Annotated in this window: 15 protein-coding genes; 6 read left to right on the top strand and 9 right to left on the bottom strand. The window is 72.3% G+C overall.

Annotation, left to right across the window (positions count from 1 at the left end; translation table 11 throughout):
* The first annotated feature begins 22 nt into the window (after positions 1–22).
* Positions 23–1,984, top strand: a complete 1,962-nt coding sequence (locus ACIRSS_RS11470; RefSeq protein WP_400893643.1) for an RICIN domain-containing protein — start codon at positions 23–25, stop codon at positions 1,982–1,984.
* Positions 1,985–2,079: 95 nt separating this feature from the next.
* On the opposite strand, the gene ACIRSS_RS11465 is transcribed toward ACIRSS_RS11470, so the two are convergent.
* Positions 2,080–2,346, bottom strand: a complete 267-nt coding sequence (locus tag ACIRSS_RS11465; protein ID WP_400893641.1) for a hypothetical protein — start codon at positions 2,344–2,346, stop codon at positions 2,080–2,082.
* A gap of 478 nt (positions 2,347–2,824) precedes the next feature.
* On the opposite strand from ACIRSS_RS11465, the gene ACIRSS_RS11460 reads away from it, so the two are divergent.
* The gene (locus tag ACIRSS_RS11460) at positions 2,825–3,544 is read left to right on the top strand and encodes an ANTAR domain-containing response regulator (protein WP_400897406.1); all 720 of its coding nucleotides are present in this window, start codon (positions 2,825–2,827) and stop codon (positions 3,542–3,544) included.
* A gap of 46 nt (positions 3,545–3,590) precedes the next feature.
* Here ACIRSS_RS11460 and ACIRSS_RS11455 read toward each other — a convergent pair whose 3' ends face one another.
* From ACIRSS_RS11455 to ACIRSS_RS11445, 3 genes are all read right to left on the bottom strand, one after another.
* Complete coding sequence (locus ACIRSS_RS11455) at positions 3,591–4,544, bottom strand: RNA polymerase subunit sigma-70 (protein ID WP_400893639.1); 954 nt, start codon at positions 4,542–4,544, stop codon at positions 3,591–3,593.
* 5 nt (positions 4,545–4,549) lie between these two features.
* Positions 4,550–5,278 (bottom strand): SDR family oxidoreductase, encoded by a 729-nt coding sequence (locus ACIRSS_RS11450; RefSeq protein WP_400893637.1) that lies wholly within the window; start codon positions 5,276–5,278, stop codon positions 4,550–4,552.
* A 77-nt stretch (positions 5,279–5,355) separates the two neighbouring features.
* Positions 5,356–6,234: a MurR/RpiR family transcriptional regulator gene (locus tag ACIRSS_RS11445; RefSeq protein WP_400893635.1), complete on the bottom strand. Its 879-nt coding sequence runs from the start codon at positions 6,232–6,234 to the stop codon at positions 5,356–5,358.
* Between the two features lie 129 nt (positions 6,235–6,363).
* Here ACIRSS_RS11445 and ACIRSS_RS11440 point away from each other — a divergent pair, with 129 nt between their 5' ends.
* Genes ACIRSS_RS11440 through ACIRSS_RS11430 form a run of 3 tightly spaced genes read left to right on the top strand, consistent with a single transcriptional unit; the run spans position 6,364 to position 9,406 of the window.
* Positions 6,364–7,755: an MFS transporter gene (locus ACIRSS_RS11440; protein WP_400893633.1), complete on the top strand. Its 1,392-nt coding sequence runs from the start codon at positions 6,364–6,366 to the stop codon at positions 7,753–7,755.
* Positions 7,752–8,186, top strand: coding sequence for a GAF domain-containing protein (locus tag ACIRSS_RS11435; RefSeq protein WP_400893631.1), 435 nt, complete (start codon positions 7,752–7,754; stop codon positions 8,184–8,186). The genes ACIRSS_RS11440 and ACIRSS_RS11435 overlap by 4 nt, the downstream gene beginning before the upstream one ends.
* Positions 8,183–9,406: an amidohydrolase family protein gene (locus ACIRSS_RS11430; RefSeq protein ID WP_400893629.1), complete on the top strand. Its 1,224-nt coding sequence runs from the start codon at positions 8,183–8,185 to the stop codon at positions 9,404–9,406. The genes ACIRSS_RS11435 and ACIRSS_RS11430 overlap by 4 nt, the downstream gene beginning before the upstream one ends.
* 356 nt (positions 9,407–9,762) lie before the next feature.
* On the opposite strand, the gene ACIRSS_RS11425 is transcribed toward ACIRSS_RS11430, so the two are convergent.
* Positions 9,763–12,747 carry an AfsR/SARP family transcriptional regulator gene (locus ACIRSS_RS11425; RefSeq protein WP_400893627.1) on the bottom strand — a complete coding sequence of 995 codons (2,985 nt, stop codon included), beginning with the start codon at positions 12,745–12,747 and terminating at the stop codon, positions 9,763–9,765.
* Between the two features lie 198 nt (positions 12,748–12,945).
* Between ACIRSS_RS11425 and ACIRSS_RS11420 the strand changes: the two genes are divergently transcribed.
* Positions 12,946–14,166, top strand: coding sequence for a hypothetical protein (locus tag ACIRSS_RS11420; protein WP_400893625.1), 1,221 nt, complete (start codon positions 12,946–12,948; stop codon positions 14,164–14,166).
* A gap of 275 nt (positions 14,167–14,441) precedes the next feature.
* Here the strand turns inward: ACIRSS_RS11420 and ACIRSS_RS11415 are convergent, their stop codons facing one another.
* The 4 genes from ACIRSS_RS11415 to ACIRSS_RS11400 all read right to left on the bottom strand — a co-directional run bounded on the left by ACIRSS_RS11415 (position 14,442) and on the right by ACIRSS_RS11400 (position 19,858).
* Positions 14,442–16,385 (bottom strand): AAA family ATPase, encoded by a 1,944-nt coding sequence (locus ACIRSS_RS11415; RefSeq protein WP_400893623.1) that lies wholly within the window; start codon positions 16,383–16,385, stop codon positions 14,442–14,444.
* Between the two features lie 147 nt (positions 16,386–16,532).
* A complete protein-coding gene (locus tag ACIRSS_RS11410) occupies positions 16,533–16,880 on the bottom strand; it encodes a helix-turn-helix domain-containing protein (RefSeq protein ID WP_400893621.1) in 348 nt (115 codons plus the stop codon).
* Between the two features lie 305 nt (positions 16,881–17,185).
* Complete coding sequence (locus tag ACIRSS_RS11405) at positions 17,186–18,256, bottom strand: aldo/keto reductase (protein ID WP_400893619.1); 1,071 nt, start codon at positions 18,254–18,256, stop codon at positions 17,186–17,188.
* A gap of 84 nt (positions 18,257–18,340) precedes the next feature.
* Positions 18,341–19,858 carry a tannase/feruloyl esterase family alpha/beta hydrolase gene (locus ACIRSS_RS11400; RefSeq protein WP_400893617.1) on the bottom strand — a complete coding sequence of 506 codons (1,518 nt, stop codon included), beginning with the start codon at positions 19,856–19,858 and terminating at the stop codon, positions 18,341–18,343.
* Between the last annotated feature and the right edge of the window lie 67 nt (positions 19,859–19,925).

Here is a 19,925-nt window from a genome sequence, read left to right as displayed (position 1 = left end):
CGAACGAAGGGCAAGTTCGACGATGAACCTGCGGCGTTTGCTGACCGTCCTTTGTGTACCGATAGTGGCAACGGGGGTGGCCGCGGCACCCGCTTCCGCGGCCACTGCCGTCACCGTGCGGCCCGATCCCACCTATCGCCAGCAGCCCTTCGAAGGCTGGGGCTCGAGCCTGGCGTGGATGGCCGAGGCGACCGGCGGCTACCCCGACTCCGTCCGGAACCGCTTGGCGGACCTGGTCTTCGGGCCCGACGGGCTGAACCTGAACATCGCGCGGTACAACATCGGCGGCGGCAACGCCCCGGACGTCCCCGCGTACCTGCGTCCCGGCGGTGCGGTGCCGGGCTGGTGGAAGGCGCCCGCCGGGACGACCCGCGCCGACAAGGACTGGTGGACGCCGGGGGACCCGGCCGAGTTCGACAAGTCCGCGGACCCGAACCAGCGCTGGTGGGTCGACAAGATCAAGAACCGCGTCACGAAGTGGGAGGCGTTCAGCAACTCGCCGCCGTACTTCCAGACCGTGTCGGGGTACGTCTCGGGCGGCTTCACCGCCACCGACGAGCAGCTGCGCCCGGACAAGATCGGCGACTTCACCGCGTACCTGGCGCAGGTCGTGCGCACGCTGGAACGGGCCCACGGCATCAAGTTCTCGTCCGTGGACCCGCTGAACGAGCCGAACACGAACTACTGGAGGACCACCCTCGGCGCCGATGGGAACCCGACCGGCGGCCGCCAAGAAGGCGCGCACATCGGGCCGGCCGTCCAGGCGCAGCTGATCCCGGCGATCGCCGCGGCGCTGCCCGGGAAGGTGGTCTCCGCGCCCGACGAGACCAACCCGGACATCTTCGCCGCGGACTGGGCGGGCTGGTCGGCCGAGGCGCGGGCGGCGGCGGGCCGGCTGAACGTGCACACCTACGGCACCGGCAACCGGCCGATCCCGCGCGACCTGGCGAAGGGCGCGTCGAAGCCGTTGTGGATGAGCGAGGTCGGCGGCAGCTGGCTGGACCGGCAGGACTTCACCAGCATGGACCCCGGGCTCGGGCTGGCGTCCCAGATCACCGACGACCTGCGCCTGCTGGAGCCGAGCGCGTGGGTCAGCTGGCAGCCGATCGAGGACTACGACAACATGAAGCCGGGCGGGGAGTCGGCGGCCGGGATGAACTGGGGCGAGATCCAGGTTCCGTTCAACTGCACCACTTCGGACTGTCCTATTCGGACGAATACGAAGTTCAACACCATGCGGAACTTCACCCACTACATCCGTCCGGGTGACCGGCTGATCGCGTCGAACGACACCGCCTCGACGGCCGCGCTGCGCGGCGACGACCTGTCGTCGGTGGTCCACGTCAACTCGGGAACGGCGGAGCAGGACGTCACGCTGGACCTGTCCGCCTTCGGGTGCGTCCGGCAGGGTGCCTCGGTGACGCCGGTCGTCACCGACGTCTCGGGTGCGCTGCGCCGCGGCAAGCCGGTGCGGGTGACGTCGGCGAAGGCGACGCTGCGGGTCCCGGCGCGGTCGGTGACGACGTTCCTGGTGAACGGCGTGTCGTCGACGGCCGCGGGGACGGGGCTCGGCTCGGGCAAGCCGTTCACGTTCACCGGCGTGCAGAGCGGCAAGTCGCTGTCGGCGGAGAACGGCACGCTGGTCCAGCGCATGACGGACGCGTCGGCGGCCGCGCAGCGCTGGACGTTGACCGACCGCACCGGCCGCTACGGCAACCGCGACCGGTTCTCGATCGCGTCGGTGGCGACGGGCGAGGTCCTGAGCACCGCGGGCGGCGCGGTGACGCTGGCCCCGCCGGGAACGCCGGACGCGGCGGCGCAGTGGACGCTGTCGACGACGGGCGACGGGACGTGGACGTTCGTCAACGCGGCGAGCGGTCAGCTGCTGGACGTCACGGGCGAGTCCCGCGACGACGGGGCCCGGATCGGGCTGTACCGGCCGACGAACGGCCCGAACCAGCGCTGGCAGGCCGTAGCCCGGTAGGGGCTGTGGACAACCCGGGCAGCCGCGCGCGGAGGGCGCCGATTCCGTCGGTGCCCTCCGCTAGCGTGGAAACCGGGGGCTGCTCAGCCGGGCCGTCAGTCCGCTGAGCCGTAGGGACGCTGCGACGCGCCCTTGCGGCCCTCGGCGTCACGGCCTTCGTCGGCCGCGATCTCCTCGGCCCCGCGGCGGCCGCTGTCGCTCGAGTCCGGAGCCATGTCGGTCGGGGACGTCGTCCCCTCGGATGCGACTCCGGACCCGCGTGAACCGCTCGCCTCCCGGGCCTTGTCCCCGGCCGCGGCCGCCGTCGGGTCATCGCCCGAGACGTCCGGTGCCCAGCCGTGGTGGTTCTCCTGTTCGGCCATGACGGCCTCCTCTACCTGCCCCCTGTGCCGGCCGCTTACCCGGCGGGAGGGGCGACAAACCCGGGCCGGTGCGGTTCGCCCGTCGCGCCGCCCGGCACACGGCCGGCCGGGCAGCCTCGCCTGGCCTGCTTCGCGCGTGCGCAGCGACTCGGCCGGCTCACGCGAGCGCCGGTGCGGTTCGCCCGCCGCGCCGCCGGCACCCGGCCGGCCCCGCGTCGCGCGCGCAGCCGGTCCGCCGGCTCGTGCGAGGTCGTGTCCGCCAACCGGGGGAACTCCGGCCGCCGACCATCGCGTCCAGCATTCTCCCGGGCTACGCGGCGCGGCCCTCGCCGAACCGCACGCGCGCGGCCGGTAGAGTTCTCCCGGACCCGTTGAAACGCCAGCGGTGGTCTCGGTTGACGCTGCTGGCGAGCTCTTTCCCATTGCTCGCCGCTTGACGCATGGGAAGGGGTGGATCTTGCCGACCACTGGCGACGCCATGGCGGAGCGGGTCGACGAGCTGAACGCCGTCCTGGCCGATCTCGTCGGGGTCCTCGAATCGGTCTCGGACACGCCAGGCTTGCTGGACGCGGTGTGCGGCGAAGCGGTCCGGGTGGTGCCCGACGCGGACTTGGCGAGCATCGTCGTGGTCCGCGACGGCGTGACGCAGACCGCGGCCTTCACCGACGAGCGTGCCCGGCGCATCGACGATGTTCAGTACGCGGCGGGCGACGGGCCCGGGCTCTTCGCGGCGCTCACGGGCGAGGTCGTGCGGCTCGCCGTCGGCGACACCGGCGACCGGTGGCCCGAGTTCGTCCTCGCGGCCAAGGAGCTCGGCGTGGGCAGCTACCTGGCCGTCCCGCTGCGCGTGGACGACACGCTCGTCGGGGCGATCACGCTGTTCGGTTTCGGCGCGCACGGCTACCACGAGTTCGACACGAAGGTGCTGCGGCTGTTCACGTTGTGCGTGGAGACGGTCCTGCGGCTGACCCGCCGCTACCGGGAGGCCCGCCGGCTCGCCGACGAGCTCCGCAACGCGATGGAGACGCGGGCGGTGATCGAGCAGGCCAAGGGCATGCTGATGCTCATCCACCGGGCGAGCGAGGACGCGGCGATGCAGCGCCTGATCGTCGAGTCGCAGCACACGAACACGAAGCTGCGCGACGTCGCGGCCCGCTTCACGAAGCGGATGAGCACGCCCGACGGCGGCCGCTCCTAGGTACGGCGTCCCGGCCGGAATCCCCGCCGGCCGGGACCCGCCCGGATCATGGCCGCCCGTGCTCTCCCGTGAGCGTCGGGGCCGGGCCGAACACCGGGACCAGCGTGGCGTCGTTGAACGCGGTGATCCGCGCGATCCGCCCGCCGACCACCGTCAGCACCTGCACCCCGTGCGCGGCGAACCGGCCGTCGCTCGCCTTCTCGTACTCCAGCAACGCCGGCTGGCCGTTCGCCCGCGTCGGCACCAATCGCCAAGCCCCGGGCCGCAGCACCCGGTGGCTCAAGAACCCGACCACCGCGTCCCGGCCGGTGAACCACGTCGGGATCGGCGGCATCTCCAGCTCGACGTCCGCGCGCAGCAACGTCACCAGCGCTCCCGCGTCGGCCCGGACGAACGCCTCCACGTAGCTGTCGAGCAGCCGCCCGCGCCCAGTCGGCTCGGCCAGGTCCTCCTGCACCGGGCCCGCCTCGGCCAGCCGGCCGCGGGCCCGGCGCAGCGCGCTGTCGACCGCCGCCGGGGTCGTGCCGAGCATTTCGGCGACCTCGGCGGTGCCGAACGCCAGCACGTCCCGCAGGGTCAGCACCGCCCGCTGCCGGGCGGGCAGCAGCTGCAGCGCGGCGACGAACGCCAGCCGCACCCCGGCGCGTCCGGCCACGACCGCCGCCGGGTCGAGGAGCGCGTCGGGGATCGGCTGCAGCCACGGCACCGCCGGGTCCGCGGCCGCCACCGCGACCCGGTGGTCGTCGGCCGGCGCGCCCAGCCCCGACGGCAGCGGCCGCCGGGCCCGGGTTTCCAGCGCCGTCAGGCACGCCGTCGTGGCGATCTTGTACAGCCAGCGCCGCACCGACGAGCGGCCCTCGAACCCGCCGAACGCGCGCCACGCCCGCAGGTACGTCTCCTGCACGAGGTCCTCGGCGTCGTGGATCGAGCCGAGCAGGCGGTAGCAGTGCGCGAGCAGCTCGGGCCGGAACTGCTCGGTGCGCGCGGCGAAGTCGGTCATGGCAGTCAGAGCGTACGCAGGCCGCTGCCGCTGACCTGGTACTCCGCGGCGTCGCCGTCGATGACCTCGAGGACGGCCTTGGCGACCTGCTCCGGCGTCAGGACCGACTCCATCTTCGCGACGAACGCGTCGCGGTCGACGCCGGAGCGCGCGGCGTAGCCCTCGACGCCCACCGTGCCGAGACCCGTCGTGGGCGTCAGCTGCGGCAGGAGCGTGGCGAACCGGAGGCCGAGCCCGGCGCGCTCCGACTCCTCGGCGCCGTACGCGCGCAGGTAGCGGATCGCGGCCTTCGCGCTCGCGTACCCACCGCTGAGCGGCGACCCGCCGAGGGCGGCCCCGCTCGACATCGAGACGACGACGCTGCCCTTTTCGAGCGGCTCCCGGAGTGCGGCGCGCGTCCAGGCGAAGACGTGCCGGGTGTCGACGTGCCAGTTGCGGCTGAAGGTCTCCCAGGTCTGTTCGTGCACGGGCGCCATGTGCGGCACGGCGCCGGCGTTGAGGACGAGCAGGTCCGGCCGGTGTTCGCGCAGGACGCTCACGGCGAGGGCGTCGTCGGTCGCGTCGGCGGCGACGGGGACGAACCGCGCGCCGAGCTCGTCGCGCACGGCGTCGAGCTGGCTCGAGGTGCGCGAGATCCCGACGACGGTACGGCCGCCGGCGACGAGCGCGGCGGCGATGGCGCGCCCGAAGCCGCGGCCGGCCCCGGTGACGACAGCGGTGGATGGGGTGGACATGGGCTCTCCCGAGGTGGTCGATGCGGACCGGATCGAGACCACCGGGGGAGCGGAAAACCGTTGCTGAGTGACCCAGCTCACACAGGCTTGGCCGACGGGCGGCGGTGCAGCAGGTCGAACCGCGACCACATCGCCTCCGCGGCCTCGATCGACTCGCTCGTCCGCGCCGGGTCGACCGCCGCCAGCTGGGCGACGATCGCCTGGACCAGCGCCATGCCCGCGGTCAGCGACGGGAAGAACGTCACGCCCTCGGCCGGCACCATCAGCACCTGCTCGACCGCGCCCGCCAGGGCCGGGCTGGCCGCGTCCGTCACGGCGAACACGCGCGCGCCGCGGCTCTTCGCCTCGTTCGCCGCCAGGACCGTGCTCTCGTACAGGCGCCAGAAGCTGATGGCCACCAGGACGTCGTCGGACGTCAGTTTCGCCGTCTGGTTGGCGAGTTCCGCGTCGCCCGCCGTCACCGCGTGGACGTCGTAGCCGGCGAGGCGCGCGTTGTGCGCGAAGGCGATGCCGACCGCCGCGTAGCTGCCGTCGGCGATCACCAGCGTCCGGCGGGCGGCCGCGACCGCGCGGGCGACCTCGCGGATGACCTCTTCGTCGAACCGCCGGTTCAGCAGCGCCAGGCTGTCGAGGTCGCGGCGCAGCGACGCCGAGCCCGGCGAGTCGACGCCGCGGTGCTCCTCGGCGACCTGCGGCGCGCTCAGCGACGACATGTACCGGGCCCGCAGCTCCTGCTGCAACGCCGGCCAGCCGGCGAAGCCGAGCGCCTGCGCCGTGCGCGTCACGGTCGCGACGTTGACGCCGGCGAGCTGCGCCAGCTCGGCCGTCGAGCCGAAGGACGCCCGCCTCGGCTGGGAGACGAGGACCTCCAGCACCGCGGCCGACTTCGGCCGCAGCCCGCGCTCGGGCAGCCGGTCCCGCAGCCACGCCTCGAAACCGTCGTCGGTCTCCGCCACTCGTCCCTCCCTCGGGTCGGGTGAACCGTAACGCAGGGGTGTCGACTTGCAATGAACATTGCAAAACTGCGAAAACGCAGTATACGTTGTCCGCACTCCCCGGCGCCCGGACACGGAAGGCGTTCCCCCATGACCCTGCTGGCACGACTGGATCGGCTGCCGCTCAGCCGGCCCCACTACAAACTGCTGCTCATCGGCGGGCTCGGCTACACCTTCGACGGCATGGACTCGGCGGTCGTCGCCTTCCTGCTGCCCAGCGCCAAGGCGGCGTGGGGACTCGACAACGGCCAGCTCGGGCTGATCGGCTCCGCGACGCCGTTCGGCTTCCTCTTCGGCGCGATCGCCGCCGGCCTGCTCGGCGACCGCATCGGCCGCAAGAAGGTCATGATGTACGCGCTGGCGTTCTACGCGCTGTTCTCCGTCATCGCGTCCTTCTCGCCCAACTACGAGGTCTTCCTCGGCGCCCGGGTGCTCGCGGGGGCGGGTGCCGGCGCCGAAAGCGCGATCATCGCGCCGTTCCTGTCCGAGTTCGTGCCGGCCAAGCGCCGCGGCTGGTTCGTCGGCGCGCTCGCCGGGTTCTTCTCCTTCGGGTTCGTCGCGGCCGCGCTGATCGGGCGGTTCGTCGTGCCGTCGTTCGGCGAGGGCTGGCGGGTCGCGCAGCTGGTCACCGCGCTGCCGATCGTGATGCTGCTGTGGTGGCGGCGGTCGCTGCCCGAGTCGCCGCGGTTCCTGCTCGCGCAGGGACGGGTCACCGAAGCCGAAACCGTCGTCGCCAAGATGGAACGGGACGTCGAGAAGGCCACCCGCGCGGCGCTCCCGCCGGTGCCGCCCGCCGACGCGCAGCCGGCCACCGAGACGCCGAAGGTCAACCTGTTCAGCGCGCTGAAGTTCCTGTGGAGCCCCGCGATGCGGCGCCGGACGGCGGTGATCTGGGTCGTCTGGTTCGTGATCACGTTCTCCTACTACGGCTTCTTCTCGTGGATCCCGACGCTGCTCGTCGAACGCGGCATCACGGTCACCAAGAGCTTCGAGTTCTCGATCATCATCTACCTGGCCCAGGTGCCCGGGTACTTCTCCGCCGCGTGGCTGTCCGAACGGCTCGACCGCAAGCAGACCATCGCGCTGTACCTCGCGGGCTCCGCCGTGAGCGCGTTCTGGCTGAGCCAGACGAGCGCGCCGTGGTCGATCACGCTCGCCGGGGCGGTGCTGTCGTTCTTCCTCAACGGCACCTACGCCGGGGTGTACTCCTACACGCCCGAGGTGTTCCCGACCTGGATCCGCGCCAGCGGTACCGGCCTGTCCAGCGCGTTCGGCCGGGTCGGCAGCATCCTCGCGCCGACGATCATCGGCCTGTCCTCGGCGAGCCTCGGGTTCGCCGGCGTCTTCGGCATGACGACGGCGGTGCTGGCGGCCGGGGTGCTCTGCGTGCTCGTCTTCGGCCTGTCCACCGCGGGCCGGTCCCTGGAAGAACTGACCGAACACGGCGCGCCGAAGGCCGTCGCGAAGGAGATGACGAAGTGAGTCTGTCCACTGTGGAGGAACGGGTGCGCGACGCGATCGGCGTGCGGCTGTTCACCGTGCTCGCGTGGGTGCCCGAACGCAACGCGCTGCGCCGCGTGCACAGCAGCCACCCCGCGGAGTACCCGGTGGGCGGGGAGAAGACGGTCGAGGTCGCCGCGGGCTGGCTCGATCGCTGCATCACGGCCCAGGAGCCGTACTTCGGGCCGGACCGCGCGGCGGTGCGCGAGATCTTCGCCGACCACGACCTGATCGAAAGCCTCGGCTGCGGCTCGATCATCAACGTGCCGGTGATCGCCGACGGCCGGACGCTCGGGGTGCTCAACATCCTCGACGCGGAAGGCGCTTACGACGAGGATGCGGTGGTGGTGGCCGAATCTCTGACGCCGCTGGCCGTGTCGGCCCTGCTCGACCTGGAGAAGGAGAACCGGTGACCGGATCCCTGCTGCTGCGCAACGCCCGGCTGCTCGACCCGCTGTCCGGCGAATACACCGAAGGCGACCTGCGTGCCGCCGACGGCCGGATCGTGGAAGTGGGGCCGGGTCTCACCGCGGCCGACGTGCCCACGCTGGACGTGCGCGGCGCGGTCGTGCTGCCCGGGCTGGTCGACGCGCACGTGCACGTCACGGCGTCGACGGCGGACCTGGGCTCGCTTTCGTCGTCGTCACCGTCCTATGTGGCCGCTCAGGCCGCGCGGACGATGAGCCGGATGCTCGACCGCGGGTTCACCACGGTCCGCGACGCTTCGGGCGCCGACTACGGGTTGGCCGACGCCCAGGCGGACGGGCTGTTCCGCGGGCCGCGGCTGCTGTTCTGCGGGCGCGCGCTGAGCCAGACGGGCGGCCACGGCGACAGCCGCACCCGCGGCACGCACGCGAAGGACGACCACCCCTGCTGCGCGGGCCTGGGCCGGGTGGCCGACGGCGTCGACGCGGTCCGCGCGGCCGCCCGCGACGAGCTGCGCAAGGGCGCCCACCACATCAAGGTGATGGCCTCGGGCGGCGTCGCGTCCCCGACCGACCGCATCGACTCGACGCAGTACTCGGCGGAGGAGCTGGGCGCGATCGTCGAGGAGGCGTCGGCGGCCAACCGGTACGTGGCGGCGCACGCGTACACCGCCCGGGCGGTCAACCGCGCGCTGGAACTGGGCGTCCGGTCGATCGAGCACGGCAACCTGCTGGACGACCGCAGCGTTTCGCTGTTCCTGTCCCAGGACGCTTACCTGGTCCCGACGCTGGTGACGTACTGGGCGCTGAAGGAGGAGGGCCGCGAGCACGGCCTCCCGGAAGCGAGCTGGCGCAAGGTCGACGAGGTCCTGGGCGCGGGCCTTGCGGCCCTGGATCGAGCGGCCCGCGGCGGCGTGAAGCTGGTCTACGGAACGGACCTGCTGGGCGGCATGCACCGCCACCAGAACCACGAGTTCCGCCTGCGCGGCGAAGTCCAGCCACCGTTGGAGGTCATCCGTTCGGCGACCTCGACAGCGGCCGACCTGCTGAACCTGACGGGTGAAATCGGCACCCTCTCCGTGGGCGCGCACGCGGACCTGCTGGTGGTGGACGGAGATCCCCTGGCGGACATCGGAGTTTTGGCCGAGCCGAAGCACTTCCGCCACATCGTCCAGGGCGGCGAGGTGGTCGCCGGCACCACGGCCTGACGAGGGATCGGGTGGTGCCCCGGCGATCGTCACGGGGCACCACCGTCACGTTGCGTCAGCAGCGCCACCAGTTCTTGACCACCAACAGTGCGATGGTGGCGATGGCGGCGACGGTCGTGGGGTCGGGCACGTGCTTGCTCCCTGGAGAGTTGTCTTACTTCGTGGGTTGACCCGCGCACCTCTACAGAGGTTGGATCAACCGGCAGCGTAGGGAGCCGTGAGTCGCCTGGCAAGGTTGCGGAACGATGACGGAAGACCACTCACAGTAGTAAGCAATCGACGATCTTCACCGAGCTGCACACACGTGGGCTCGCAAGGGTGAGGGCACGAGGCAAGCCGCGATACGGGTTCACCCGTTAGGAGTGGTTGCTCCGGGCTTTCCGCGGCGGGCTGGGCATGGCGACGGTGTCTTCGTCGCCGCGACGGGCGCCGGGGATGAGCGCGGCGAGGTCGACGGACAATGCGTCGATGCGGGCTTGGAGCCGGTCCGCCTTGGCGTCCCGGCCGCGGCCGCGGTAGAAGGCGACGGCGTCCGTCCACGCCTCGACCGCGCCTTGGGGATTGCGCAAGCTGCGCAGGAGATCGCCGAGCGTTTCGAGTGCGCGCGCTTGCCCGGTGGCGGTGTGCGCCTCCCGGGCCAGGTCGACGGCTTCCCAGGCCAGCCGGAGTGCTCGACGGGCATCGCCTTCGGCGTGCGCGAGCCGGGCGCGCACGGTGCCGAGCTTCATGCGGTCGGTGAGGTCGTCCCGCTCGCCGAGGCCGGCCAGTGCCTGCTGGCAGTGCATGTGGGCGAGTTCCAGCCGCCCCTCCCGCGTGTGCAGGGCGGCCAGTGCGGTGTGGGTCGCGGTCTGCCCCGCCGTGTCGCCGAGGACGGTGCGCAGGTGCAGGGCCCGGTGGTAGTGCGGCAACGCCTCGCGATGCCGGCCGAGGTCGGCGAACGTGTCGGCGAGGTACTGCTCCGCCTTGGCTTCCCGGACCGGGTCGGGGATCCGGCGCGCGTGCTCGACGCACTGCTCGAACAGGGCGATGGCGTCGGTGTGCTCGCCCGCGTTCCGGTGGAGGCGCGCGAGGTTGATGTCGACGGTCAGCACACCCACGGCATGGCCGTACTCGATGGCGAGCTCCCGGGCGAGGGCCAGGTGGGCGCGGGCCCTCGGCCCATTGCCGAGGATCAGCTGGAGCTCGCCGAGGTCGTTGAGCGAGGCCGCCTCGCCCATGACGTCGTGCGCGGCGCGGGCCGCACGCACCGCGGTCGCGAGCCCCTGCGCCATGTCCGTGTGACACCCGTGGCGCTCCCAGGTGTCGGAAAGGAGATGGGGGAGGGCGACCGCGTAGTCGAAGAGCCCGCGGTGCTCGGCTTCGCGGATGATCGCGGACAGGTTGCCGCGCTCGCGGACGCCCCATCGCATGGCCGCCGCGGCCGAGTCGAAGATGAGGGGGACGATGCCGGGCTCGGCGGGCATGAGGGGTGGCCTGCTGCCGTACGGGTGGGCGGTGAGGTGGGCCCGGGCGGCGGTCTGCAGGTAGTGCGAAAGCAGCCGGCGAAGGGGCCGCGGGTCGTCGACGGCGGTCAGCGTGCGGGCGTAGCGGTGGAAGATGTCGAAGATCCGGTAGCGGTCGGGCTCGCCAGGCTGTTCGACGAGGTGCCAGGCCACGAGGTTCTCGAGGGCGCGCCGGGTGGCGGCTCGGGGGTGCCCGCTCGCGGAGAGCAGCGTGCCGGCCTGGATCTCCGGGCCGGGGTGGTGGCCGAAGAGGCGGAACACTTCCTGGGCGGTGGGATCGAGCGCTTGGTAGGTCGCGGAGAACGTGCTGCGCAGGCCCGCGTCGTCACCGTCGTCGCCGATGCTCAGCAGCGTGTCCGAATCCCGCAGCTCCTCGAGCATGGTGCCGAGGCTGACGCCGGGACGGCTGGCGGCGCGCTGCGCCAGCAGGGTGAGGGCGAGCGGAAGACCGTCGCCGAGCCGCGCGAGCGCACGAGCCGCGTCCGGCTCCTCTTCGGCGCGGCCGCGCATGCGCTTGCTCAGCAACGTCAGCGACGTCTCGTCGTCGAGGTGGCCGAGCTTGATCGTCGGGAGGTCGTGCCGGCGCGCCAGCGCGTGGAGCGAGCTGCGCGAGGTCAGCAGCACGGTGCACGACTCGACGATGTCGACGAGTTCGTCGACCTGTTCGGAGCCGCCCACGTTGTCGAAGACGACCAGCAGCGGCTTCTTCTGTTCGAGCAGGGCGCGCAGGCGCGCGGCGCGGGCGGTCGGGCTGATCAGGTGGTCGATGGGGTAGTCGAGCGCGGTGAGGGCCAGGTCGACCACCTCGCCGGTCTCGCGTGCCGGAGCCGGCCCGAACCCCTGCAGGTCGACGCAGAGGATGCCGCCGGGGAACCGGTCCGCGCGGCGGTGCGCCCAGTGCACGGCGAGGCTCGTCTTTCCGATCCCCGGCGGTCCGCTCACGATCGCGGCGGGCGCGTGGTCCGGCGACAGCAGGTGCCGGTCGAGCGCCGCCAGCGCGTCGGCACGCCCGAGGAGGCCGCGGAGGTTGCGCGGGAGCCCGACTCGAATGGGGGCGGGACCGGGTGGCGGGACCGGCCGGGGACGGGCCACCGCCGGCCGTATCCGGGCGTGGTGCGCCTGCAGGTCCGCCGCCGCTTCCCCGTCGCCCTCCTGTTCGTAGCCCTTGAGCGCGGTCAGGAAGTAGGCGTGGGCTTCGTGGGACTGGCCCAGCGCGTAGAGCGCGGCGATGCGGAGCTTCACGAACGCCGGTTCGGTCGCGTGTTCGGGCGGCACACCGGTCAGGTGCCGCAGCGATTCTTCGGGCCGGCCGACGGCCAGTAGTTCGGCCGCGAGGAAACCGTAGGCCGGGCCCCAGTCCGCCGCCAAACTGGCGCGCCGCCAATTCCGGGCGGGTTCGCTCGTCATTCCGGAAAGCGGTTCGTCCCGCCAGAGCTCGAGCGCTGCACGTGCAATCAAGCATGCATTTTCATGGTCGCCGGCACTGCTCGATTGCCGGGCTTTGCGCATTTCGTCGTTGAACCGGAAGAAGTCGACGGTTTCGGGGTCGACATCGAGCAGGTAGCCCCCGTTGACGTTTCGGATCGCCGGCGGGCAGTCGGTGGCTTCCAGCGCCTGGCGCAGCCGGGTTACCGCTTTGTACAGGGCATCCTTCGGGTTGCCCGGCGGTGCCGAGTCAGGCCACGCCCACGCGATCAAGTGGTCGGGCGAGAAGCGTTTTCCCGGTTGGGTCAGGAACGCGGCGAGCAGGTGACGCGCCTGGCGGGATCCCCAGTCGCCGGTCGGTTCCCCGGCTATCCGCACCGTTGTCGGCCCGAGGATCCCGTAGGCGATCTCCATTTCACAGCCCTTCCCTCTCCCTGTCGCCAGCTTTGCATCGTTTCGGTGAAACGGCGACGACGGCGTGGTAACGATCGTTTGTGTCCACGATCCGGCCAGGGGATGTCCGCCGTTTGTCCGCCGCCGGGAAGGGGATCGGCAGACGCGCTCGTCATGCTCCGTCCGTCAACGACACGACGATGTCGAGGGGGACGAAGAATGGCAGCCCAGTTGTGGGTACGGGGTCCGGTCGGGCTCGACGCCGGCACGCGGGTGACGCGGCCGCGGTGCCGCACGGTCTTGGTCGTGGTGCCGACGGTGACCGCCGGGACCCGCCTGCTGGACGTGGTTTCGCTCCTGGAGACCGATCTCCGGGTGCAGGTCGTGTTCACGGTGCCGCACACGACCGAGCGGTGGCACGGCGTCGAGGAGTTCGTGCGTGGCCTGCACGGCCTGGTCCTGCCGTGGGCCCAGGCGGTCGCGCACCGGTTCGACCTCGTGCTCGCGGCCAGTCACCGCCACCTCGCCGAGGTGCACGGGCCCATCCTCCTGGTCGGGCACGGTGCGGGGCGGATCAAGCCCCGCACGCACAGCCGGAAGGCCGGCGAGGCGAGCGAGCGCACGACCGGCGTCGACCGGGAACTGCTCACCTTCCGCGGGCGCGTCCTGCCCGCGGTACTGGGACTCGGCACGGACGAGGAGGTCGGTCTGCTGCGGGAGCGGTGCGCCGAAGCGGTGCCGAACGCCGTGGTCGCCGGCGACATCTGCCTCGACCGGATGCGGGCGAGCCGGCACCTGCGCGAGGTGTACCGGCACGCCCTCGGCGTCACGCCCGGCCGGCGGCTGGTCGTGGTGAGCACGACGTGGTTCACCGATTCGGCGTTCGGCCGGCTGCCGGAGCTCTACCGGTCCGTGGTGGACGCGTTGCCCGCGCAGCGGTTCGCGGTTGCGGGCGTGCTTCACCCGAACGTGTGGGCCGTCCACGGGCGCCGGCAGGTCAGCGCGTGGCTGTCCGCGGCCGTGGCCTGCGGGCTGCTGCTGGTGCCGCCGGAGTCCGGCTGGCAGGCGACGATGCTCGCCGCCGACTGGGTGATCGGCGACCACGGGTCGACCACGGGTTACGCCGCGGCGACCGGGTGCCCGGTGACTCTCGCGCCGTCCTGCGGGCAGCCGCAGGAGGGCAGCGTCGCCGACGTCGTGCGCGCGCACACCGTGCCCCTCGACTGGGCACGCCCGCTGCCCGAGCAGGCCGAGGCCGCGAGGATGCGGGCCGGCCGGCTCGCCGTCGCCGCGACTGCGGCGATCACCTCCCGCCCGGACCGATCGGCGGAAATCCTCCGGGACGCGATGTACCGGGTGCTGGAGCTGCCGATCCCGGACGGCCCGGCGATGCTGCCGCCGTTGCCGGTCCCTCGGCCGTTGCCGGGGTGGGCCGCGTGACCGGCCCACTCGCCCCGGGCGTCTGGCGGATCCGGGTACCGGCCGCGTCCCGGGCGCCGTTGCTGGTGGTCGACGCGGGGCTGGCTCCCGCAGCCTGGCCGCCGGGTGCCGACGTCGTCTTGGCCGGCGTGCACGGCTCCCCGGGCGCCGCGCTGGTCGCCGCCCACCGTGCGGCCTTCGAGCTGCCCGGCGCGGTGGCGGCGGTGGCGTGGTTCGAGGCGGCGGCGGTCTTCGCGAGGACGAACGCCGGGGGTGCGCGCCCCGCCGCCTCCTGGTCACTCCAGCTCGGTGGCTCGCGGATCCCCGGCCCTCGTGTAGAGCAGCCGCGCTTCCGCACGGTGCTCGTGCGCCTGCTCGAGGTCGCCGTGGCGGGTCTCCAGGTCGGCCAGGACGGCGAGGACCTCCGCGGTGTAGTACGGCGAATCGAGGCCGCGGACGACGTCCAGTGCGTCGACTAACCGGTTCCTCGCGAGGTCGTACCGGCCGTGGCGGTCGTGGAGGCGCGCGAGCGCCGTGACCGCCCTGGCGTGCTGGTTGGCGTCACCTGCTGCGGCCATGGTCGCGGCGGCCGCGGTGAGCTCCGCCGCGGCCTCCTCGTCCCGGTTCAGCTCGATGAGCACCTCGCCCCGGCGGCGGCGGGCGAGCGCGACGCCCCGGGGCCGGCCGATCTCCGCGTGCAGATCGGCGCTTCGCGCGTACAGCCGGAGCGCCTCCTCGAGGTCGCCGCGACGGCGGGCCGCCCGGGCGAGCCGGGAGACGGCCGTCGCCCGGGTGGGCCCGTCGTTCTCCCGCTCGCCGATCTCGAGCGCGACGGCGTGCTCGGCGTCGGCTTCCGCGAACCGGCCCAGCTGGTCCAGCGCGAACCCGAGCTGGCTGCGCAGCCGCGCCTCGACGAGCGGCAGGCCGCACCGCCGGGCGGCGTCGACGCCCAGCGCGCTGAGGGCCAGGAAAGGCTCGTAGTCGCGGTTGTGGAGGAAGAACCCCCAAGAAGCCTCGGCCAGCTGCCACACTTCGGCGTCCCAGCCCCGTGCAGCCGCTTCGCGGGCGACAGCGCGGATGACCTGCTGGTCACGGCGCCACCACCGGATCGCCCGGTCCCGGTCGTCGAAGCTCCCGGCGGCCGGCTCGCCGGACGCGGCGAAACGGGGCCGGAAAGGGTGGATGAGCTCGTCCGCGGCGAGCGCCCGGCCGAGGTACCAGCGGGTGAACGAGGACAACGCGGCCAGCCGTTCCTCGGGCGCCATCTCGCGCTCGCTCCGGGTCCGGGCGTCGGCGCGGACCACGTCGTGCCGGTTGACGACGTCGTCGTGTTCGCTCGCCAGGTTGGCCTCGACCAGTTCGTCGACTCGCCAGTCGAGGGCTTCGACGGAGGTGGAAAGCACGTGGGCCAGCGCGTCGAGCGCCACGTGGGGCCCGGGGAGCAGCCCGCAGAGGCGGTAGACCTGTGCCGCGCCCGGGGTGAGCGAGGCGTACGCGGCGTCGAACACGGCCCGGTGGGGCCGGGCGCCCGCCGCCTCGTGGCCGCGGACTTCGCGGGCGAGGCTCCGCTCGGGCCGAGCCCGGAGGCGGGCACCGACGACCGCGATCGTCAGGGGAAGGCCGCCGCAAGCGCGCAGGATGTCCCGGGTGGCGGTGGCATCGCTGTCGAGCCGGCCGTGACCGGCGCGGGCGTCCAGCAGCGCTCGCGCGGCGCCGTCCCCGAGCGGCTCGACGGGGATGATGTCGGCGCCGTCCAAGCCGAGCCCGCTGAGCTGCGAGCGGCTGGTCACCACCACGAACGCCGTCGGGGCGGCCGGCAGCAGCGCGCGGACCTGCGCGGCGAACCCGACGTTGTCGAGCAGGAGCGCGAACGAGTGGTTGATCGTGTGGGCGCGGAACAGCGCGGCGCGCTGACCGGTCCGGGCGGGGATTTCGGCCGCGGGGATGCCGAGCGCGGTGAGGAAGCCGTGGAGTGCGACGTCGGGCGATTCGGGAGTTTCGTCTTCCGCGGCCGATGCGAAACTCGTGTAGAGCACTCCGTCGGGGAAGGCGTCCCGGCGAGTGGTGAGCCAGTGCACGGCGAGCGCCGTCTTCCCGACGCCTCCGACACCGGTCAGCACCACGATCCGAGGATGCTCCCGCTTGCTCTCGAGCAGGGCGTCGAGCCGCTCCAGTTCCTGAGCGCGGCCGACGACTTCGGGTGGGGGCGGTGGCAGCTGGATCGGTCCCGGACGTGCCATCGGTTCCCCCTCCCCGCAGTCCCGACCTTCCGGTCTACCGCGTCGCGCTCCGCGGTGGGGCACAATGTGAAGGAGTCCACACGACAGAGCGATGGCGTCCACTGTGGACTGCTACGGAGGGTGGATATCCTGCGGGAGTTCGTTTACTCACTGCGTCGGCCGACCCCCACGTGGACGCATCGGAACGCGGTGTTGTTGCAGTAAGCGATACACCTTTCCGTACGAGACCTCGTGGGCGTCGGCGATTTCACGAACCGTGGCGCCGTCGAGGTAAGCGGTCACGATCCGATCGGCGTCCAGGTCCAGCTTGAACCCGCGGCCGGTCTCGGGCAGGTCGGCGCCGTTCCGCCGGAGCAGGGCGCCGGTCCAGTTGGGGGACAGGCCGTACCGCTGGGCGATCTGGGCGATGGAGGCGCCGGACCGCCAGTCTTCCACCATCCTGCGGTTGCGCTCGGCACGGGCGGCGTCCGGATCAGGGTGTTCCGGCGTGTCCATGCACGTGCTCCCGCGACGGTCGCTGGCGTGGTGCTCGGTCTCCTTCGATTGTGCGGAATGCGGCGGGAGAAATCGAGGGGTCCGTCAGGTGACATCGCTCTCGGCCGGGCGTCGGTCGCATGGCCTCAGTGTCGGCGTCACGATTTCGCGACGCATCACCCGGAAACGGGAACCCGTCCGGCTGATGTCGACCACTGTGGACAGACGATGCGCTCGTTCACTCGATGGTGAAGCCAACTTCGGGAATCCCACAACGGGACTCCCGGTGTTGGTGGAGCACGGCGCTCCACCAACCCCGTTGCCTGCTACCAGTTTCGCACCGCCGGGGCGTACCCCGCCGGCTTGTCGCCCACCTTTGTTTCCGGTGTCACGATCCAGTTCTGGTACTGCGCCGTGAACATCCGGTACACCGACGCCGGCGGGAGTGCGCTCGCCTCGTCCAAGATCGCTCGCAGCTCCGGCGGGATCTCGAAGTCCAGCGCCGCCATGCTCGCTTCCAGCTGGCCCGCGCTGCTCGCGCCCACGATCGCCGACGCTATGCCCGGCTGCGTGGCCACCCAGTTGATCGCCACCTGGGCCATCGTCACGCCCAGCTTGCCCGCCACCTCTTCCAGCGGCTTGAGCAGCTGCCAGTCGCGCTCGGTCCAGGGTTGCTCAGAGGGATCCGAGAAGCGGCCCGAACCGCCGTCGCGGTACTTGCCCGTCAGGAAGCCTCCCGCCAGCGGGCTCCACGCCGTGACGCCGAGGCCGAGCTCCTGGCCCATCGGGATGTGCTCGGTCTCGATCTGGCGCTGCACCAACGAATACGGCAGCTGCAGGTTGATCATCGGGCTGAGGGAGTTCGCCTCGGCGATGCTCTGCGCGCGAGCCGCGTACCACGCCGGCACGTCGGACAGGCCCGCGTAGCGGATCTTGCCCGCCCGGACGAGGTCGTCGAGCGTGCGCACGACCTCCTCCACCGGGGTGAGCCGGTCCCACGTGTGCAGCAGGAACAAGTCGACGTAGTCGGTGCCCAGCCGGCGCAGCGACGCCTCGAGCGCGCGGATCAGGTGCTTGCGGCCGTTGCCGCCCGCGTTGGGGTCGCCGGGGTCGACGCTGTTGGTGAACTTGGTGGTCAGGACCACCCGGTCGCGCACGTTCGCTTCGGCGATCAGGCGGCCGAGGATCGTCTCGCTTTCGCCGGCGGTGTAGAAGTCCGCCGTGTCGACGAAGTTGCCGCCCTCGTCGAGGTACTTGCGGAAGATCGGGCGGGCCTCGTCTTCGGTTTTGCCGTAGGCGGCGTGGAAGCCGCCGGTGCCGAAGTTCATGGTGCCGAGCGCGAGCCTGCTGACGCGCAGTCCGGAGCGGCCGAGGAGGTAGTACTGGTCGAGTGCCATGACTTCAGCGTGCCGAGCCGTTTTTGGACCCGCAAGTCCATTCGCCGTGGGTGCCGGAGGGAGGCCGGCACCCACGGCGGGGACTCAGCGGCAGCGGTAGCTCGACGCCACGGCGGGGTCACCGTGGCCGTCGTAGCGCGAGACCGACGGGTACGGGCACAGGTTCCGGGTCCGGCCGTCCGCCGAAGCGGCCGTCAGGGTGGCCGGGGCCTTGCCGTGCTCGACCCAGTCGACCAGCTGCCCGAGCGCGTTCGTCGGCTCCGGGCCGCCACCGCCGAAGCAGTGCTCGACGCCCGGCGCCGAGAACAGCCGGTAGAAGTCGTTCACCCGCTGCGCGCCGCCGAGCGTCCGGTCGACCTGCTTGCGGTAGGACAGCGTGCCGCCCGGCGGGATCAGCTGGTCGTTCGCGCCCACGAACGTGATCAGCTTGCCGCCGGCGCGGCGGAAGGCCGACAGGTCCGGGTCGGACGTGCCGATGACGTCGTCGTACTCCCGCACCGACTGGCGGAACACGTCGGCGAACTGGGCGTACGTCAGCTTCGACGTGTCGAAACCGGCCTGCTTCTCCACGAACGACTGCACCCACTTGACGGCCACCGGGAAGCCGGGCGCGACGAGCGTGCCGTCGGGACCCGGCTGCGTGCCGGCCAGCCAGGTGAAGTCCGCGCCCTTGGGCAGGCCGGACCACAGCTTGCGGCCGCGCTCGTCGGTCGGGCCGGCCCAGATCTTGCGCATGACCTCGGCGTCCGCGGCCGTGACGGTGAACTCGCGGCCGTCGCAGACCACCTTCGTCCCGACGAGGCTGCGCGGGTCGTAGCTGCACTCGTCCGGCCGGTCGACGATGCCGTTGGTGACGCCGTCCCGCGCGTCGCACGCCTGGACCGCCGCGGTCCGGAACGCTGAAAGCACGCAGGTGCTCGGGAAGTCGTGGCTCTGGTTCATCACGATCTGCGGCCAGAGCGTCGCGACCGCGAACTGCGTCCAGTCGACGGCCGGGGCGTTGGCGAGGATGCCGTCGAAGTCGGTGGCGTGGTTCTGGGCCTCGGAGTAGCCCTGGCGGCCGCCGGTCGAGCAGCCGGTCCAGTAGGAGTACGTCACCGGGCGGTGGTAGTACCGCTGCGTGACGGCCTTGCCGATCAGCGCCTCTTCGTGCACCGAACGGGTGGCGAAGTTGGTCAGGAGCGTCTGGTCGACCTTGCCGGGCGCGGTCAGCGCCCACGACGTGTCGAGCCCGTCCAGGGACACGCCGGCGTCGGTCGTGACGCCGGCGTAGCCGTCCTTGACGGCCTGGGCGAGCCCGTCGAAGTTGCCGGCGGCGTAGGCGCTGCCGCCGAGGGCCTGCAGGCGTCCGGTCCAGCCGGTGTCGGGCAGGGCCACGGCGACCTTGACGTGGTCGCGGCCGGAGTGGGTCAGCGTGACGGTGAGCTGGCAGTAGCCGGTCTTGGGTTCCGCCTGGACCGACTCGATCTTCGCGCCGGCCGGCGCCTCGACCGGCACGGTGGCGCAGACCGGCGTCGCGGCCGACGCGCTCGGGGCGAGCGGGACCAGGCCGGTCAGCAGGAGCGGCACGGCGGCCGCCAAGAACTTGGGGATGCGTCTCATCGGTTCCTCGGGTCGCTTGCGTGGACGCTGCGAAGCTATTGGGCGGCCGGTGGTCGCCGCGCCCGTC

Source organism: Amycolatopsis sp. NPDC101161, assembly GCF_044768185.1.
Lineage (GTDB): Bacteria > Actinomycetota > Actinomycetes > Mycobacteriales > Pseudonocardiaceae > Amycolatopsis.
This window is presented reverse-complemented; position numbering and strand designations above follow the sequence as displayed.

What these genes read in the sequence shown, in the direction of transcription:
- ACIRSS_RS11470 (WP_400893643.1), top strand. Translation starts at nt 23, where the DNA reads ATGAACCTGCGGCGTTTGCTGACCGTCCTTTGTGTACCGATAGTGGCA.
- ACIRSS_RS11465 (WP_400893641.1), bottom strand. Translation starts at nt 2,346, where the DNA reads ATGGCCGAACAGGAGAACCACCACGGCTGGGCACCGGACGTCTCGGGC.
- ACIRSS_RS11460 (WP_400897406.1), top strand. Translation starts at nt 2,825, where the DNA reads ATGGCGGAGCGGGTCGACGAGCTGAACGCCGTCCTGGCCGATCTCGTC.
- ACIRSS_RS11455 (WP_400893639.1), bottom strand. Translation starts at nt 4,544, where the DNA reads ATGACCGACTTCGCCGCGCGCACCGAGCAGTTCCGGCCCGAGCTGCTC.
- ACIRSS_RS11450 (WP_400893637.1), bottom strand. Translation starts at nt 5,278, where the DNA reads ATGTCCACCCCATCCACCGCTGTCGTCACCGGGGCCGGCCGCGGCTTC.
- ACIRSS_RS11440 (WP_400893633.1), top strand. Translation starts at nt 6,364, where the DNA reads ATGACCCTGCTGGCACGACTGGATCGGCTGCCGCTCAGCCGGCCCCAC.
- ACIRSS_RS11425 (WP_400893627.1), bottom strand. Translation starts at nt 12,747, where the DNA reads ATGGAGATCGCCTACGGGATCCTCGGGCCGACAACGGTGCGGATAGCC.
- ACIRSS_RS11420 (WP_400893625.1), top strand. Translation starts at nt 12,946, where the DNA reads ATGGCAGCCCAGTTGTGGGTACGGGGTCCGGTCGGGCTCGACGCCGGC.
- ACIRSS_RS11415 (WP_400893623.1), bottom strand. Translation starts at nt 16,385, where the DNA reads ATGGCACGTCCGGGACCGATCCAGCTGCCACCGCCCCCACCCGAAGTC.
- ACIRSS_RS11410 (WP_400893621.1), bottom strand. Translation starts at nt 16,880, where the DNA reads ATGGACACGCCGGAACACCCTGATCCGGACGCCGCCCGTGCCGAGCGC.
- ACIRSS_RS11405 (WP_400893619.1), bottom strand. Translation starts at nt 18,256, where the DNA reads ATGGCACTCGACCAGTACTACCTCCTCGGCCGCTCCGGACTGCGCGTC.
- ACIRSS_RS11400 (WP_400893617.1), bottom strand. Translation starts at nt 19,858, where the DNA reads ATGAGACGCATCCCCAAGTTCTTGGCGGCCGCCGTGCCGCTCCTGCTG.